At 65.5% G+C, this 14,291-nt stretch carries 17 protein-coding genes; 11 read left to right on the top strand and 6 right to left on the bottom strand.

Going from position 1 to position 14,291, the window contains the following annotated elements:
- Positions 1-21 precede the first annotated feature (21 nt).
- Positions 22-552, top strand: coding sequence for a YHS domain-containing (seleno)protein (locus E8Q40_RS17960; protein WP_246662902.1), 531 nt, complete (start codon positions 22-24; stop codon positions 550-552).
- A 2-nt stretch (positions 553-554) separates the two neighbouring features.
- On the opposite strand, the gene E8Q40_RS17955 is transcribed toward E8Q40_RS17960, so the two are convergent.
- Complete coding sequence (locus tag E8Q40_RS17955) at positions 555-1,391, bottom strand: 3'(2'),5'-bisphosphate nucleotidase CysQ (RefSeq protein ID WP_137045836.1); 837 nt, start codon at positions 1,389-1,391, stop codon at positions 555-557.
- 144 nt (positions 1,392-1,535) lie between these two features.
- Here E8Q40_RS17955 and chpT point away from each other — a divergent pair, with 144 nt between their 5' ends.
- The 6 genes from chpT (at position 1,536) to E8Q40_RS17925 (ending at position 7,867) form a co-directional block, all read left to right on the top strand.
- A complete protein-coding gene (gene chpT / locus E8Q40_RS17950) occupies positions 1,536-2,171 on the top strand; it encodes a histidine phosphotransferase ChpT (RefSeq protein WP_137045835.1) in 636 nt (211 codons plus the stop codon).
- Between the two features lie 138 nt (positions 2,172-2,309).
- Complete coding sequence (locus tag E8Q40_RS17945) at positions 2,310-4,925, top strand: chemotaxis protein CheW (RefSeq protein ID WP_137045834.1); 2,616 nt, start codon at positions 2,310-2,312, stop codon at positions 4,923-4,925.
- Positions 4,926-4,933: 8 nt separating this feature from the next.
- Positions 4,934-5,386 (top strand): chemotaxis protein CheW, encoded by a 453-nt coding sequence (locus tag E8Q40_RS17940; RefSeq protein ID WP_137045833.1) that lies wholly within the window; start codon positions 4,934-4,936, stop codon positions 5,384-5,386.
- Between the two features lie 42 nt (positions 5,387-5,428).
- A complete protein-coding gene (locus E8Q40_RS17935) occupies positions 5,429-5,794 on the top strand; it encodes a PleD family two-component system response regulator (protein WP_137045832.1) in 366 nt (121 codons plus the stop codon).
- Between the two features lie 94 nt (positions 5,795-5,888).
- Complete coding sequence (locus E8Q40_RS17930) at positions 5,889-6,995, top strand: chemotaxis response regulator protein-glutamate methylesterase (protein ID WP_137046799.1); 1,107 nt, start codon at positions 5,889-5,891, stop codon at positions 6,993-6,995.
- The gene (locus E8Q40_RS17925) at positions 6,992-7,867 is read left to right on the top strand and encodes a protein-glutamate O-methyltransferase CheR (RefSeq protein ID WP_137045831.1); all 876 of its coding nucleotides are present in this window, start codon (positions 6,992-6,994) and stop codon (positions 7,865-7,867) included. Before E8Q40_RS17930 ends, E8Q40_RS17925 begins: the two co-directional genes overlap by 4 nt.
- Positions 7,868-8,002: 135 nt before the next feature.
- Here E8Q40_RS17925 and E8Q40_RS17920 read toward each other — a convergent pair whose 3' ends face one another.
- The gene (locus E8Q40_RS17920; protein ID WP_137045830.1) at positions 8,003-8,488 is read right to left on the bottom strand and encodes a DUF305 domain-containing protein; all 486 of its coding nucleotides are present in this window, start codon (positions 8,486-8,488) and stop codon (positions 8,003-8,005) included.
- 405 nt (positions 8,489-8,893) lie between these two features.
- On the opposite strand from E8Q40_RS17920, the gene E8Q40_RS17915 reads away from it, so the two are divergent.
- Positions 8,894-9,805 carry a LysR family transcriptional regulator gene (locus E8Q40_RS17915; protein ID WP_137045829.1) on the top strand — a complete coding sequence of 304 codons (912 nt, stop codon included), beginning with the start codon at positions 8,894-8,896 and terminating at the stop codon, positions 9,803-9,805.
- A gap of 6 nt (positions 9,806-9,811) precedes the next feature.
- On the opposite strand, the gene E8Q40_RS17910 is transcribed toward E8Q40_RS17915, so the two are convergent.
- Positions 9,812-10,699 (bottom strand): peroxiredoxin-like family protein, encoded by an 888-nt coding sequence (locus E8Q40_RS17910; protein WP_137045828.1) that lies wholly within the window; start codon positions 10,697-10,699, stop codon positions 9,812-9,814.
- A 20-nt stretch (positions 10,700-10,719) separates the two neighbouring features.
- Between E8Q40_RS17910 and E8Q40_RS17905 the strand changes: the two genes are divergently transcribed.
- Entirely contained in the window at positions 10,720-10,998 is a 279-nt protein-coding gene (locus E8Q40_RS17905) for a hypothetical protein (protein ID WP_137045827.1), read from the top strand.
- 65 nt (positions 10,999-11,063) lie between these two features.
- Here the strand turns inward: E8Q40_RS17905 and E8Q40_RS17900 are convergent, their stop codons facing one another.
- Genes E8Q40_RS17900 through E8Q40_RS17890 form a run of 3 tightly spaced genes read right to left on the bottom strand, consistent with a single transcriptional unit; the run spans position 11,064 to position 13,410 of the window.
- Positions 11,064-12,419, bottom strand: coding sequence for a HAMP domain-containing sensor histidine kinase (locus E8Q40_RS17900; protein ID WP_137045826.1), 1,356 nt, complete (start codon positions 12,417-12,419; stop codon positions 11,064-11,066).
- Positions 12,416-13,081 (bottom strand): response regulator transcription factor, encoded by a 666-nt coding sequence (locus E8Q40_RS17895; RefSeq protein WP_137045825.1) that lies wholly within the window; start codon positions 13,079-13,081, stop codon positions 12,416-12,418. The genes E8Q40_RS17900 and E8Q40_RS17895 overlap by 4 nt, the downstream gene beginning before the upstream one ends.
- Positions 13,081-13,410 carry a PepSY domain-containing protein gene (locus E8Q40_RS17890; RefSeq protein ID WP_137045824.1) on the bottom strand — a complete coding sequence of 110 codons (330 nt, stop codon included), beginning with the start codon at positions 13,408-13,410 and terminating at the stop codon, positions 13,081-13,083. Before E8Q40_RS17890 ends, E8Q40_RS17895 begins: the two co-directional genes overlap by 1 nt.
- A gap of 151 nt (positions 13,411-13,561) precedes the next feature.
- Between E8Q40_RS17890 and E8Q40_RS17885 the strand changes: the two genes are divergently transcribed.
- On the top strand, positions 13,562-13,819 hold the full coding sequence (locus E8Q40_RS17885; RefSeq protein WP_137045823.1) for a hypothetical protein: 258 nt from the start codon (positions 13,562-13,564) through the stop codon (positions 13,817-13,819).
- A 190-nt stretch (positions 13,820-14,009) separates the two neighbouring features.
- A complete protein-coding gene (locus E8Q40_RS17880; protein ID WP_370455203.1) occupies positions 14,010-14,288 on the top strand; it encodes a PepSY domain-containing protein in 279 nt (92 codons plus the stop codon).
- The last annotated feature ends 3 nt before the right edge of the window (positions 14,289-14,291 follow it).

The following is a 14,291-nucleotide window of genomic DNA, read 5'->3' as shown; positions in this document are numbered from 1 at the left end:
AGCGCATTCGAATCGATCTCTATGTCCCTTGGAACTATGACGGCAGCGCGGCAGCAAAAAAAGCGGGGTTTTTCGGTCGCCAAGAGGGTCGCCGCGGCTATTTTCGCCGTCTTTCTGGTCCTGCCCATTCGAATACCTGTCGCCGGCGCGGCCGGGCCGCTGGAGCGTGTCGTGGTCGATCCCGCCAGCGGCCTGGCTATCAGCGGCTTCGACCCGGTTGCCTATTTTTCACGCGGCAAGGCGGTTCAGGGCCGGCCCGAACTCGAACTCCGTGCAGCGGGCGTGATCTGGCGCTTTGAGAACGAGGGCAACCGCGCCGCCTTTGCCGATCAACCGGAAGTCTACGGGCCGCAATTCGGCGGCTACGATCCGGTGGCGATTGGCCGCGACACCTCCGTCACCGGCCATCCCCTGATCTGGACGATCAAGGACGAGCGTCTTTATCTGTTTTATGACGAAGCTGCGCGCGCCGAATTCCTGGCCGATCCGGAACGCATTATCGAGCGTGCCCGGCAGAAGTGGCCTTCGGTCGCCTATATGATTTCGCGCTAATGTCAGGCGCCGGGCAAGGCGGGTAGCCCGACCGGGTCGCCGATCGCGATGAACCCCGGTACGCGGAAATCGCTGTCGCTGTTGCCGAAGTGCAGGGTACCGCCCGACGGCGCCCGAACGGCACCACCGGCGGCGGTCAGGATCGCGGAGCCAGCGGCGATGTCCCATTCGCAGGTCGGGCCGAACCGGGGATAGATGTCGGCCGCGCCTTCTGCCAGGTGGCAGAACTTCACGGACGAGCCGCACATGTAACGTTCGCCGATCGGTAGCCGGCCGATAAAAGCTTCGGTCACGCTGTCGAGATGCGTACGGGAGGTAGCGACCGTGAGCTGCGCCGGCGCCGACCTCGTATGGATCGCCTTCGGCTCACAGGTCTCCGTGCCGCCGCCGGACAATTTGAGCCGCAGCCGCGCCGCGCCGAAGCCGATGACGCCCCGCCACAGCAATCCTTGCTTCGGCGCGGCGATAACGCCGGCAATGGGCGCGCCTTGCGTGATCAGCGCGATATTGACCGTGAATTCGTCGCGCCCGGCCAGGAATTCCTTGGTGCCGTCGAGCGGATCGACGCAGAAAAAGCTGCCGCTCAGTCCGGCCGGGATACGGCCCTTGGCGACGCTCTCTTCGGCCACCACGGGCACGCCCGGACAAAGTCGCGCAAGGCCTTCAAGGATGATGGCTTCGGCGGCCTCGTCGGCGGCGGTTACCGGCGACAGGTCGTTCTTGCTGCGTTGCTCGACAGCGGAAAACGGCACGGCGAGCGTCGCAGCGCTCGCACGCGCCGCGATGGCCGTGAGTTCGTCGATGAGCGGTTCGGCTTGTTGCGGGGTGATGTCCTGCACGGGCGAAATCGCGTCTTGGATCCCTAATCGACGGGCTTTTTGCGTCCTTGGCGGTCGAAGATGTGCGGTGTATCACGCACGAAGAGCCGATGCGACAGCGATTCGCCCGTCTCGATTAGAAACCCTCGTGCGGAGACAAATCTCATGTCCGGTTCATCTATCGAAGCGCTCGATCTTGCTGCTTTGTTGTGTTCGCGCGTCTGTCACGATCTGATCAGCCCGGTCGGCGCCATCGTCAACGGCCTCGAAGTGCTGGCCGAGGACAAGGACGAGGAGACCCGGGCTTTCGCGCTCGAACTGATCAAGAAAAGCGCCAATACCGCGTCGGCCAAACTGCAATTCTGCCGCATCGCTTTCGGCGCCGCCGGTTCGGCCGGCTCGCAGATCGACACTGGCGATGCCGAGAAGATTTCGCGCGGCTTTCTGGAAGACGACAAGACCAAGATCACCTGGAATATTCCGCGCGTGCTGATGGGCAAGAACCGGGTCAAGCTATTGCTCAACATGACACTGATCGCTAGCCAGGCGATCCCGCGCGGCGGCCAGATCGCCGTCGATCCGGTGGGCGAGGGCGATGCGATGGGCTTCAAGGTCACCGCGACCGGCACTAATGCCAAGGTATTGGCGACCGTGCCGCCGCTGCTTGCGGGCGAGGTCGGGCCGGACGGCGTCGATGCCCACAAGATCCAACCCTATTATACGCACCTGCTCGCGCAGGCCTGCGGCCTGAAAGCCGCCGTCGCGATGGACGGCGAGGCGGTGGTGGTCAGCGCCGTTTGACGCGGGTTAACAAAGCGTGAAGTTCCGCGCCATTTAGATTTCTGAAACCAAAATTAAACCCTTCATCGCTCAAACTGCCGGCTCTCCCGACGGGGAGCTGCGCACGGGTTCACCGCCCGTCGATGAAGGCCTTTGTCCATGGACGATCTGCTGCGGGAATTCGTCACCGAGACCAATGAGAGTCTCGACGTGGTTGACGTCGAGCTCGTTCGTTTCGAGCAGGATCCGAATAATGCGCGGATTCTGGACAACATTTTCCGCCTCGTCCACACCATCAAGGGCACCTGCGGCTTTCTCGGCCTGCCGCGGCTGGAAGCCCTGGCGCATGCCGCCGAAACGGTGATGGGAAAATTCCGCGACGGCATGCCGGCAACGCATGAAGCCGTCTCGGTGATCCTCGCCACCATCGACCGTATCAAGGAAATCCTCGCCTCGCTGGAGCATGAGCAGCGCGAGCCGGAGGGCTCCGACAGCGATCTGATCGCCGATCTACACAGTATTGCCGAGCGCGCGGCAAAGCCGGAGCACAAGGAGATCGCGACGACTGAGCAGGCGCTCGGCCGGCCCTTGCGCCCCGGCGAAGTGTCGCTCGAAGAACTCGAGCGCGCGTTTCAGGAAACACCGGTCGATCCGCGTCCCGCCAAAAAGGCAAAACCTGCCGCGGCCCAGGAGCCTTTGAAGGAAGAGGAATCCGTCAAGAGTTCCGCGCAGTCGATCCGCGTCACCGTCGATACCATCGAGCAATTGATGACGATGGTCTCGGAACTGGTGCTGACCCGTAATCAGCTGCTCGAGATCGTGCGGCGGCACGGCGATTCCGAGTTCAAGACGCCGCTGCAGCGCCTGTCGAATGTCACGGCCGAGCTGCAGGAAGGCGTCATGAAGACGCGCATGCAGCCGATCGGCAGCGCCTGGCAGAAATTCCCGCGCATCGTGCGCGATCTCGCCCACGATCTCGGCAAGGAAATCGAACTCGAGCTGCAGGGCGCCGAAACCGAACTCGACCGTCAGGTGCTCGACCAGATCAGAGATCCGCTGACGCATATGCTGCGTAATTCGGCCGATCACGGGCTGGAAACGCCGGCCGAACGCCGCGCCACCGGCAAACCGCCGCAGGGCCACATCCGTCTCGCGGCCTATCACGAAGGCGGCCACATCATCATCCAGGTGTCGGACGACGGGCGCGGCCTCGACACCGCGCGCATCAAGGCCAAGGCAATCGCGCAGGGGCTGGTGTCGGAAGCCGAGGCCGACAAGCTCTCCGATGCGCAGATTCACAAATTCATCTTCTCCGCCGGCTTTTCGACCGCGCAGACTGTCACCAGCGTGTCCGGCCGCGGCGTCGGCATGGATGTGGTGCGCAACAACATCGATCAGATCGGCGGCACCATCGACGTCAAGTCCGTGGCGGGGCAGGGCGTCAGTTTCATCATCAAGATTCCACTGACGCTGGCCATCGTTGCGGCGCTGATCGTCGAGGTCGGCGGCAGCCGCTTTGCCATTCCGCAGATCGCGGTGGTCGAACTGGTGCGCGCCCGCAAGGGCGGCGATCACCGCATCGAGCGTATCAAGGACACCGCGGTGCTGCGACTGCGCGACAAGCTGCTGCCCCTGGCGCGGTTGTCGAAGTTGCTTGGCATCGACGGCAAGAAGGGTTTGGACGGCAAGGACGCCATCGAAGGCGCCTATATCGTCGTCACCCAGGTTGGCAGCCAGACCTTCGGTATCGTCGTCGACAGCGTTTTCCATACCGAGGAAATCGTGGTCAAGCCGATGTCGAGCAAACTGCGCGATATCCCGATGTTCTCCGGCAACACCATTCTCGGCGACGGTTCGGTGATCATGATCGTCGATCCGAACGGCGTCGCCCGTTCGCTTGGTTCGGCGGTTGCGACGCATGTGGCGGCGGCCGAACGCGCGCAGGCGCAGAAGGCGGAAGAGTCGGACGACGACACGACCTCGATGCTCCTGTTCCGCGCCGGATCGAGCCAGCCCAAGGCGGTGCCGCTGTCGCTGATCACGCGGCTCGAGGAGATCGACGCGCGCAAGATCGAACTGTCGAACGGCCGCCACATGGTACAGTACCGCGGCCAGTTGATGCCGCTCGTCAGTATGACCGACAAGCCCGTGCGCAGCGAAGGCGCGCAGCCGCTGCTCGTATTCTCGGACGGCGTGCGCTCGATGGCGCTGGTGGTCGACGAGATCGTCGATATCGTTGACGACCGCCTCGACATTCAGGTCGGCAGCGGCAACCCCGGTGTGCTCGGCTCGGCCGTCATCAAGGGACAGGCGACGGAGATCGTCGACGTTGCGCATTTCCTGCCGCTCGCTTTCGAGGACTGGTTCCGCCGCAAGGACGGCACGCGGCGCGAGCGCCAGCGCAGCATTCTGCTGGTCGATGACTCGCCGTTCTTCCGCAACATGCTGATGCCGGTGCTGCAAGCGGCGGGCTATGCCGTCACGGCGGCCGGCTCGGCGAAGGAAGCATTGGCGCTGATCGAGTCCGGCAAGACGTTCGACAGTGTCGTCACCGACATCGAAATGCCGGACATGGACGGTTTCGAACTCACCGAAGCGCTGCGCGCCGATCCGCGAAGCGCGGCGACGCCGGTGATCGCGTTGTCGTCGCAGGTGTCCGCCGAATTGATCGACCGCGGCCGCCGCGCCGGTCTTCATGATTATGTCGCCAAGTTCGACCGCCAGGGCCTCATTGCCGCGCTCATGGAGCAGACCGGCGTGGGCGACGCGGCATAGGCACCGACATGACCCACGGCACCGAGCAAACCATCAACGACTACGTCACCGCCATGGTGGGCGGCGAGCTGTTCGGCCTGCCGATCGGTCGCGTGCAGGACGTGTTCGTGCCGGAACGGCTGACGCGCGTGCCGTTGGCGCCGCCGGAGATCGCCGGCATTCTCAATTTGCGCGGCCGCATCGTCACGCTCGTGGATCTCTGCCGCCGGCTCGGGCTCGAGCGCCGCAGCGAGTCGGCGATGGCCATCGGCGTCGAACTCAAGGGCGAGTCCTACGGGCTGATGATCGATCAGGTCGGCGAAGTCATGAGCCTCGACGCCGCCGATTTCGAACGCAACCCGGTCAATCTTGATCCCAAGCTCGCCGCCGTTTCGTCCGGCATCTATCGCCTCGAGCATCACCTGCTGTTGGTGCTCGATGTCGACCGTCTGCTCGATATCGCTCCGGCGGTCGCCGCGTGACCGCCACGCACAACCGCAACCCAAGATGACGAGGAAGAAACCATGAAAACCTGTCTGGTCGTCGACGACTCCAGTGTCATCCGCAAGGTGGCGCGCCGCATTCTGGAAGGCCTCGAATTCACCATCGAGGAAGCCGAGGACGGCGAGCAGGCGCTCGACCTGTGCCGGCGCAAGTTGCCGGAAGCCATCCTGCTCGACTGGAACATGCCGAAGATGGACGGCTACGAATTCCTGCGCATGCTGCGCCGGATGCCGGGCGGCGACGCGCCGAAGGTGGTGTTCTGCACCACCGAGAACGACGTCGCGCATATCGCGCGCGCGCTGCATGCCGGCGCCAACGAATACATCATGAAGCCTTTCGACAAGGAGATCGTCGAAGCCAAGTTCCAGGAAGTCGGGCTGATCTGACGCCGCCAGAAAGAGCCCGCTCGTGTCCGACCACCTGACCCTCGCGCCTCTTCAAGCGGCATCGGCCGCCACCGGTGCGCCGTGCCTGCGCGTCATGATCGCGGACGACGCCATCGTGGTGCGTGGCCTGTTCGCGCGCTGGATCGAGGCCGAGCCGGACATGGCGCTGGTCGCGTCGTTGCGCAACGGCCGCGAGGCGGTCGAGCAGATCGAGCGCATCAAGCCGGACGTGGTCATCCTCGACGTCGACATGCCGGAACTGGACGGCATCACCGCGCTGCCGCAGCTGCTCGCCAAGTGCCCGGGCGTCACCGTGATCATGGCGTCGACGCTGACGCGGCGGAATGCCGAGATCAGCCTGCGAGCGCTGTCGCTGGGCGCCACCGACTACATCCCCAAGCCGTCGAGCCAGAGCGACGTCGGCGCCGCGCCGGAGTTTCGCCGCGACCTGATCGAGAAAATCCGCCAGCTCGGCCGCCGCGGCCACAAGGCGCCAAGCCTCACCCCTGTTGCCGACGCGCCGCCGCTTGCCCCGCCTACCGCGCCGCAGGCGAAGGCCCTCCACCACTATCACCCGCCCCACGCGCCGATCGTGCTGCGGCCGCTGCCGACCGTCGCGCCGCGCGCGCTGCTGATCGGCGCCTCGACCGGCGGGCCGCAGGCGCTCAACAAACTGGTGACGGACATCGGCGCCGTGATCGAGCGCGTGCCGGTGCTCATCACCCAGCACATGCCGCCGACCTTCACCGCCATTCTCGCCGAGCATCTCGGCCGGCTCAGCAAGCATACGGCGCGCGAGGCGGTGCATGGCGAGGAGATCGTCGCCGGCACTATCTATCTCGCGCCCGGCGGCCGTCATATGACCGTGGCCCAGCGCAACAATGTGCCGGTCATCGAGATCACCAACACCGCGCCGATCAATTTCTGCAAGCCGGCGGTCGACCCGCTGTTCTCCAGCGCCGCCATCGTCTGGGGCCCGCGTGCGCTCGCGCTCGTTCTCACCGGCATGGGTCATGACGGCCTCGCCGGCGCGCACGACATTGTCCATGCCGGCGGCCATGTGCTGGCGCAGGACGAAGCCTCGAGCGTGGTCTGGGGCATGCCCGGCCAGGTCGCGCTCGCCGGGCTTTGCTCCGCCGTGCTGCCGATCGACGATATCGGCGCCAAGCTCAACCGCCTGTTCGCCGCGGAGCGCGCATGACCCCCGGCGATTTCGACTACCTGCGCCGCTATCTGCACGAGCGCTCCGGCCTCGTGCTCGCCGCCGAGAAACTGTATCTCGCCGAGAGCCGGCTGATGCCGGTCGTGCGCAAGCACGGCCTGACCTCGCTCGGCGATCTCGTCACCCGTATCCGCATGACGCCCTCTTCGCCGATCGCCATCGACACCGTCGAGGCGATGACGACCAACGAGACCTTCTTCTTCCGCGACAAGATTCCGTTCGAGCATTTCCGCGACACCATGCTGCCCGCGCTCACCGCCGCGCGCGACCGCGACCGCCGCCTGCGCATCTGGTGCGCCGCCGCCTCGAGCGGGCAGGAGCCTTACTCGCTGGCGATGGCGATCAAGGAGATGGCGGCCTCGGCCAAAGGCGGCGCGCTGAGCGGCTTCCGCATCGACATTCTCGCCACCGACCTCTCCAGCGAGGTGCTGGAGCGCGCCCGCGCCGGCACCTACAGCCAGTTCGAGGTGCAGCGCGGCCTGCCGATTCAGATGCTGCTCAAGTATTTCACGCAGGTCGGCGAGACCTGGCAGGTGTCGTCCGAGCTGCGCAGCATGGTGCAGTTCCGCACGCTCAATCTGCTCAACGACTTCACGCCGCTCGGCCGTTTCGACATCGTGTTCTGCCGCAATGTGCTGATCTATTTCGACCAGCCGACCAAGACCCAGGTGCTCAACCGCCTCGCGCCGCAGATCGCCGAGGACGGCTATCTGGTGCTCGGCGCCGCCGAGACCGTGGTCGGGCTCACGAACGCCTTCAAGCCGGTGCCCGACAAGCGCGGGCTCTATGCGCCCAACCTCGCGGCGCAGGATGCGGCCGTGCGCAGCGTGGTGCAACGACGGGCGTTGTAGAATCTGTCGTCCCCGCGAAGGCGGGGACCCATACGCCGTGCCATCTCGATAGAACGGTGGTTATGGGTCCCGGCTCACCTCGCTTCGCTCGGTGTCCGGGACGACGGTGACGTTGATACGCGCTCCATCTTCCCCCTACTTCCCCGGCGGCAGGTCCGGCGCGTTCGCCGGCGGCGGCTGCCGCTTCAGCTCCGCGATCAGCGTCTTCATCTCGCCGATCTCGCGCAGCTGCGCCGCGATGATCTTGTCGGCCAGCTCGCGCACGCGCGGATCGCGGATATGGGCGCGGCGGCTGGTGAGCACGGCGATGGAGTGATGCGGGATCATCGCCTGCATGTAGCTGACGTCGCTCACCGTCGCCTGGCTGCGCACCAGCCACAGCGCCGCGGCGAAGACGACGACGCTGCCGAGCACGATGGCCGCGTTGACGCGCCGGTTCGGATACATGCTCCACATGAAGCCCATCATCACGACGGCCATCGCCGCGCCCATCACCAGCGCCATCCATGTGCGGGTCTGGCTGTAGAAGACGTGATCGAGCGCGTAGGTGTTGAGATACATCAGGCCGAACATCACGACGGTCGACACCGCGATCATCAGGGCAAAGCGCATGTAGGACATGGGGACCTCCTTGCGGCGCAAGGCCGCTTCGCGGGAGGGCAACGCGGCGGCAAAGGGCGTGTTCCGGGGGAGGAGCGGCTTGGACCGCCGGGAGGGGAATTTGCGCCGCATCTCCGACGCCCCGAACCCGGCCACCGCTCCCCGCCCCAGCGTCTGGAGACGCTGATCAGACACCCCTCGCGGTTGGGGCGGGATAGATAGGAATATAGGGCTAATAGGAATAAGAGTCAAGGGATAAATTCTGGCCCGCCACCCTTTTCCGTTTGCCCGCGTAGCCACTCAAAAGCCGTCCGGTCCAATGCCTTTGCGCTATGGTTTCGATAACCGACAGCGGCCTTGGGTCGATTGCGCGACGCCGCGCGACGTGCACAATCCCGCCCGGCGGCACAGGTCGCGGGTTGCTCGATGGAAATGCATCAAATTCGCTATTTTCTATCGGTAGCGAAGACACTCAATTTCACGCAGGCCGCCAGCGACTGCAACGTCGCGCAGCCATCGCTGAGCCGCGCCATCAAGGCGCTCGAGGACGAACTCGGCGGCGCCTTGTTCCGGCGCGAACGCGCGCTCAGTCATCTCACCGATCTCGGGCGCATGATGCTGCCGCTGCTGACGCAGTGCCATGAAAGCGCCGTTGCCGCCAAGGCGCTGGCGGCGTCCTACAAGAAGGGCGCCACGGCGCCTTTGCGCATCGCGCTGTCGCACACCGTCAATCTCGCGCTGCTCGTGCCGGTGCTCTCCGAACTTGCCAAGGCTTTTTCCGGACTTGAATTGCAATTCTTCCGCGGTGACGGTCACGCAATTGCCGAACGCCTGAAAGCCGGCAGTTCGGAGCTTGCGGTCGCAGGTCCGCTTGGCGAAAGCTGGGAGCGGCTCGATGCCTGGCCGCTGTTCGAGGAAGGCTACGAACTCGTCGTCAACAAGGCACATCCCCTCGCGATGCGCAATCGCATCGCGTTAACCGAAATGGCGGGCACGAGGCTGATTTCGCGGCCTTACTGCGAGCAGGCCGACGAACTCGACGCGCTGCTGCGGTCGGCCGGCATCGAGCAGAAGACTGGCGACCATGTTCTTTCCGATCAGGACATGCTGAACCTGCTCGAAGCCAATGTCGGAGTCGCTATCATGCCGGAAACCGCGCGTGGTCATTCAGGACTGCGTGGCGTCGCGGTCGATGGCGTGCGGTTGCGTCGTCCTGTCTTCCTTTATGCCGTGGCCGGGCGAGGCCGATCGGCGGCGGCGACCGGACTGATGAAATTGTTGCGCGCGGCGGACTGGGCGGCATTGCTGCCGGTGGCGCGGCCGGCCGGACAGGCCTGACGCAGGTCACAGCCGTGCCAGCGCCTCCAGAATAACGGACGGTTCCATACGTTGACGGTAGTCGACGTCGATCTGCCGTGCCTTGATGATGCCGTCGCGACCCACAATGAACTTGGCGGCCATTGGCAGGAAATAGCCGCTGTTGCCCTGAAACCGCTCGAGGTCGAGATCGAGGTCCTCGTATAGTTGTTTGACCTCGGTACCAACCCAGTAGACCATGCCGAGCGACAACGCGTAAGCAAGGTCGACATCGCTGAGGATTGGAAAGGGCAGGGCGTTATCGGCGATCGATTGTTTGGTGAAGCGGGCCTTCTCCGGCATGATCGAAACGACTTGCGCACCGCGTCGCCTGATTTCCGGCGCGATTTTTGCCAGCGCCCGCAGATCGATCTTGCAGAACGGACACCAATGACCGCGATTCATGCTGATGACCAGCGGCCCGTCTTCGAGAAAGCGATCGAGCGCCATCAGATGACCGTTCTGGTCCGATAGCAGAAAATCCGGCATCGGGTCGCCAACCGCCGGGCCGATCTGACCGGAGTAGACGGCCATCAAATGTCCGATCAGCCGGTCGTACGCGGCGGCAATAGCCGGTTGCAGGCGTCTGCTGTGTCCGACATAGGCCGCGAGTTGATCGCGGAGTTCGCCGGGCATGCCGATGATAAGCGAAAGCGCTTCCGCCGTCGTTTCCGGAATTTTGGGGCTTTCGTCCAAGCTCAACCTCGCCGGTTCGTGGCCGCCAACACAGCAGCGGTCTCGAAACTTTATCACGAGGGTGCGCGTCGTCAGGCTATCAAATCGATAGCATCTCGGCATTATCCAACCGGGCGGTCGCGCCCTACGGTCCGCGCTGTCATCAACCGATGACGTCGCGAGAAAACTCGCGATTTTCATGCGAAACAAGGACCAACACAATGTCGATCCTCACCAAGACCGTACTCGCGGCAGGCCTGGCCTTGTCGCTCGGCGCTGCCGCTGCTCACGCCTCCGACGCCAGCGAGTGGGGCCTGGCTACCGGGCAAGCTTACTTCGTCGGCATGGACGGCAAGGCGATGAAAGCGCCGATGAAGGCGCCGGGCGCCGACATCATGGCGCGCGCTCAGGAAGTGCCGCGCGGCACCATCTTCTTCATGCACGACGGCAAGCTGATGATGTTCTTCGACCGCAGCACGATCGGCATCATGTCGCGTTGAGCGACGACTGCCTGTTGGAACAAAGAAGTCCCCGGCGCTTCGCGTGCCGGGGGCTTTGCAGTGGTTCAGAGTTTCACCCCCTCCGGAGCAATCGTCGCCTTGACGCCGCCGAGCGCGGAGCGCGTCAGCGTCAGGCGCCAGTTATAGGCGGCGAGCACGTCCTGGACGATGGAAAGCCCGAGGCCGGCGCCGCCGCGTTCGTCGAGGCGCACGCCGCGCTCCAGCACGAGCGGCAATTCGCTCTCGGCAATGCCCGCGCCATCGTCCTCGACATGGATGGCCGCATTGTCGCCGCCGCCGGAGATGCGAACGCGCGTGCGAGCATGACGCACCGCGTTCTCGAGAAGATTGCCGAGCACTTCGGCCAGATCGGTGCGATCGAACGGCGCCATCGCGGTGTCGGCAATGTCGATCTCGAATGACAAATGCTGCGCGGCCGGCGTGCGCGACAAGGTCGCGACCAGCGCGCGCGCCAGCGGCGCCAGCGCGGTGAAGACATCCGGGCGCAAGCGAACGCGCCCGCGCACGCGCGCGAGCGCAAGTTCGCGATCGACATGGCGGCTCATGGCCTCGCCGACGGCCTCGATATCGCTCGCCACCGCATCCTGGCCGCTCTCGCGCAGGCGCGCGACGTCGGAGGCCAGCGCCGCCAGCGGCGTCTTCAGGCCATGCGCCAGATCGGCGGCGCGGCCGCGCGACCGCTCGATCTCGCCGGCCTGCGCCTCCAGCAGCGCGTTGACTTCCTCGACCAGCGGCTGGACCTCCGCCGGCACGGCGGCGGGCAGGTCGCTGCGCCGCCCGGCCCTGATGTCGGCGATGCCGCGGCGCAGGCTGTCCAGCGGCCGCAGGCCAAGCCCGACCTGAATGGAGGTCGCGATCGCCAGCACCAAAGCGAGCAGGCCGAGCGCGATGGCAAGGTCCTTGCCGAAGGCGACGGTCGCGGCGGCGACGCGGCCGAGATCGACCGCGACCGCGATGCGCGCCGACGGATTCCGCCCGCCGCCGGACAGCACGATGCTGCGCTCGGCGACCAGCAGCCGCGTGTGCGCGGGGCCCCACAGTTCGTGGATATGCGTGTCGCCGGGCGAAAGCGCGTCGGGTGGCAGCTTCAGCGTCATGTCCCACAGCGAGCGCGAGCGCAGCAACTGGCCGCTCGCGCCCTCGACCTGCCAGTACAGGCCCGACAGGGGATCGGCAAAGCGCGGATCGGCGGGCGGCCGCGTGACGACCAACTCGCCCTGCGGGCCGACATCGATGCCCGCGATCAACTGGCGGAGGTGAACGTCGAGATCGTCGGTGAGCGTGCGCGTGACGTGGCGCTGGAACAGCACGGTGAGGCCGAGGCCGGCGATGCTGAGCGCGATCAGGATCGCGACGATGCCGCCGGCGATGAGGCGCAGCCGCAGCGAGCCGGGCTTCACGGCATCGTCTCCGGCACGAGATAGCCGAAGCCGCGGCGCGTTTCGATCAGCGCGGGGCCGAGCTTCTTGCGGACGCGGCCGATCAGCACTTCCAGCGCATTCGAATCGTGGTCCTCGTTCGGCCCGTAGACGTTTTCATCGAGCTCATGCTGGGAGACGACCCGGCCCTTGTTGCGCAACAGATAAGCGACGACGCGATACTCCAGCGGCGACAGCATCACCGGCGCGCCGCGCAGGCTCACTTTCATCTGGCGCTCGTCGAGCGTGATGTCGCCGGCGCTGAGCACGGAGGAGGCATGGCCGGCGGAGCGGCGCACGATCGAGCGCAGCCGCGCCAGCAATTCCTCCATGCGGAACGGCTTCGGCAGGTAATCGTCGGCGCCGGCGTCGATGCCGTCGACGCGCTCGGCCCAGCTGCCGCGTGCGGTGAGGATCAGCACCGGCATATGCCGGCCGCCCGCGCGCCAGCGCTTGAGCACGGCAAGGCCGTCCATGCCGGGCAGGCCGAGGTCGAGAATGATCGCGCCATAGTCCTCGGTGTCGCCGCGGAACCAGGCGTCCTCGCCGTCGCGCGCGGTGTCGACGACATAGCCGGCGGCGCCGAGGGCGCGCTTGATGTCGTCGGCAATGCGTTTATCGTCCTCGACGAGAAGCAGCCGCATTACTTCTCCTTGACGCGCTGGATCGTGCCGTCGCGGGCATCGATGTAGACTTCGAACAGGCGGCCGCGTTTGTCGATCACGCGGAATTCGTAGAGCCAGCGACCTTTCTCGCGCTCGATCTCGACGCCGGCGATGTCGCCGGGCAGCTTGTCGCGCACGTCGGCGATGATGTCGGCGAGCGAGCGGATTTCGCCGGCCTCGACGGCGCGGCGCACGGCGTCATGCCGCTTGTCGTCGTGATCGTCGGCGGCGGCCGGGTGCAATCCGCCAGTCAGACCGGCCGCGGCCAGCAGCATGGCCAGACCGAAGGGAAACCATCGTAAACGCATGAGCCGTCATACCTTTGGGGTTGCCGCCACCATGCCGCAAACGACCTGACAAATGGCTGACATGGATCAACAGGCGCCCGTCAGCGGCCGAGGCGCATGGTCCGCCTGCCTGGGCCGAATAAGCGGCCCACGCGGAAACAGGAGACGGACCATGCGGAAGGCTATCATTTTCGGGGCCCTGGCGGCTCTTCTTGGACTGGCGACGGTGGCGCAGGCCAGCAATGATGACGCGGCGCCGGGCGCGCGTCAGGTCGCGCAGGAGCGCGTCAGCGACGGCCGCTCGGGCGATCGCGACCGTTACGAGCGGCGCGAACACGTGCGTGACATGCGCGATCATGACGACGACGGCGACGATGACGGGCATGACCGTTACGAACGCCACGACCGCTCGCACGGCGATCGCAACTGAGCGGCAATTCACAGACCTCGTTCCCGAAGCGGGCCGGCAGCATTGCCGGCCCGTTTTCATGTCGGCGTCCCGCTGTCACCGATGCTGACAATTCGCTGACATCGGCCATCAGGCGGCAGTCAGTGGCCTTCGTGCAAGGTGGCACCATCGACGGCCACATGGTGTGGTCCGGACGAACAGATTGGAGATCATGATGCGCAAGCTTGTCATTCTCGCCGCCGCCGCCGCGATTCTCGGTGCCTCGGGCGCCGCCTATGCCGGCAGCCTCGGCCGGCCCTGCACCAACGCGCCGCAGAACCAGTGGCTGTCGACGCAGCAACTGCAGTCCAAGCTCGAAGGGCAGGGTTATCAGGTGCGCAAGGCCAAGCTCGCCAAGGCCTGCGGCGAGTTCTACACGATCGACAAGAACGGCAACCAGGTGGAGCTGTTCCTCGATCCGACCAGCGGCCAGATCGTCGGCCAGAACTGAGGC

The sequence above is a fragment of the Pseudolabrys sp. FHR47 genome (assembly GCF_005153485.1).
Taxonomy (GTDB): domain Bacteria; phylum Pseudomonadota; class Alphaproteobacteria; order Rhizobiales; family Xanthobacteraceae; genus Pseudolabrys.
The sequence above is the reverse complement of the archived record's forward strand: the minus strand, read 5'-3'. Positions and strand labels throughout refer to the sequence as shown.

Coding starts and splice junctions, on each gene's coding strand:
- E8Q40_RS17960 (WP_246662902.1), top strand. CDS start 22: ATGTCCCTTGGAACTATGACGGCAGCGCGGCAGCAAAAAAAGCGGGGT.
- chpT (WP_137045835.1), top strand. CDS start 1,536: ATGTCCGGTTCATCTATCGAAGCGCTCGATCTTGCTGCTTTGTTGTGT.
- E8Q40_RS17945 (WP_137045834.1), top strand. CDS start 2,310: ATGGACGATCTGCTGCGGGAATTCGTCACCGAGACCAATGAGAGTCTC.
- E8Q40_RS17940 (WP_137045833.1), top strand. CDS start 4,934: ATGACCCACGGCACCGAGCAAACCATCAACGACTACGTCACCGCCATG.
- E8Q40_RS17935 (WP_137045832.1), top strand. CDS start 5,429: ATGAAAACCTGTCTGGTCGTCGACGACTCCAGTGTCATCCGCAAGGTG.
- E8Q40_RS17930 (WP_137046799.1), top strand. CDS start 5,889: ATGATCGCGGACGACGCCATCGTGGTGCGTGGCCTGTTCGCGCGCTGG.
- E8Q40_RS17925 (WP_137045831.1), top strand. CDS start 6,992: ATGACCCCCGGCGATTTCGACTACCTGCGCCGCTATCTGCACGAGCGC.
- E8Q40_RS17920 (WP_137045830.1), bottom strand. CDS start 8,488: ATGTCCTACATGCGCTTTGCCCTGATGATCGCGGTGTCGACCGTCGTG.
- E8Q40_RS17915 (WP_137045829.1), top strand. CDS start 8,894: ATGGAAATGCATCAAATTCGCTATTTTCTATCGGTAGCGAAGACACTC.
- E8Q40_RS17910 (WP_137045828.1), bottom strand. CDS start 10,699: ATGAAAATCGCGAGTTTTCTCGCGACGTCATCGGTTGATGACAGCGCG.
- E8Q40_RS17905 (WP_137045827.1), top strand. CDS start 10,720: ATGTCGATCCTCACCAAGACCGTACTCGCGGCAGGCCTGGCCTTGTCG.
- E8Q40_RS17895 (WP_137045825.1), bottom strand. CDS start 13,081: ATGCGGCTGCTTCTCGTCGAGGACGATAAACGCATTGCCGACGACATC.
- E8Q40_RS17890 (WP_137045824.1), bottom strand. CDS start 13,410: ATGCGTTTACGATGGTTTCCCTTCGGTCTGGCCATGCTGCTGGCCGCG.
- E8Q40_RS17885 (WP_137045823.1), top strand. CDS start 13,562: ATGCGGAAGGCTATCATTTTCGGGGCCCTGGCGGCTCTTCTTGGACTG.
- E8Q40_RS17880 (WP_370455203.1), top strand. CDS start 14,010: ATGATGCGCAAGCTTGTCATTCTCGCCGCCGCCGCCGCGATTCTCGGT.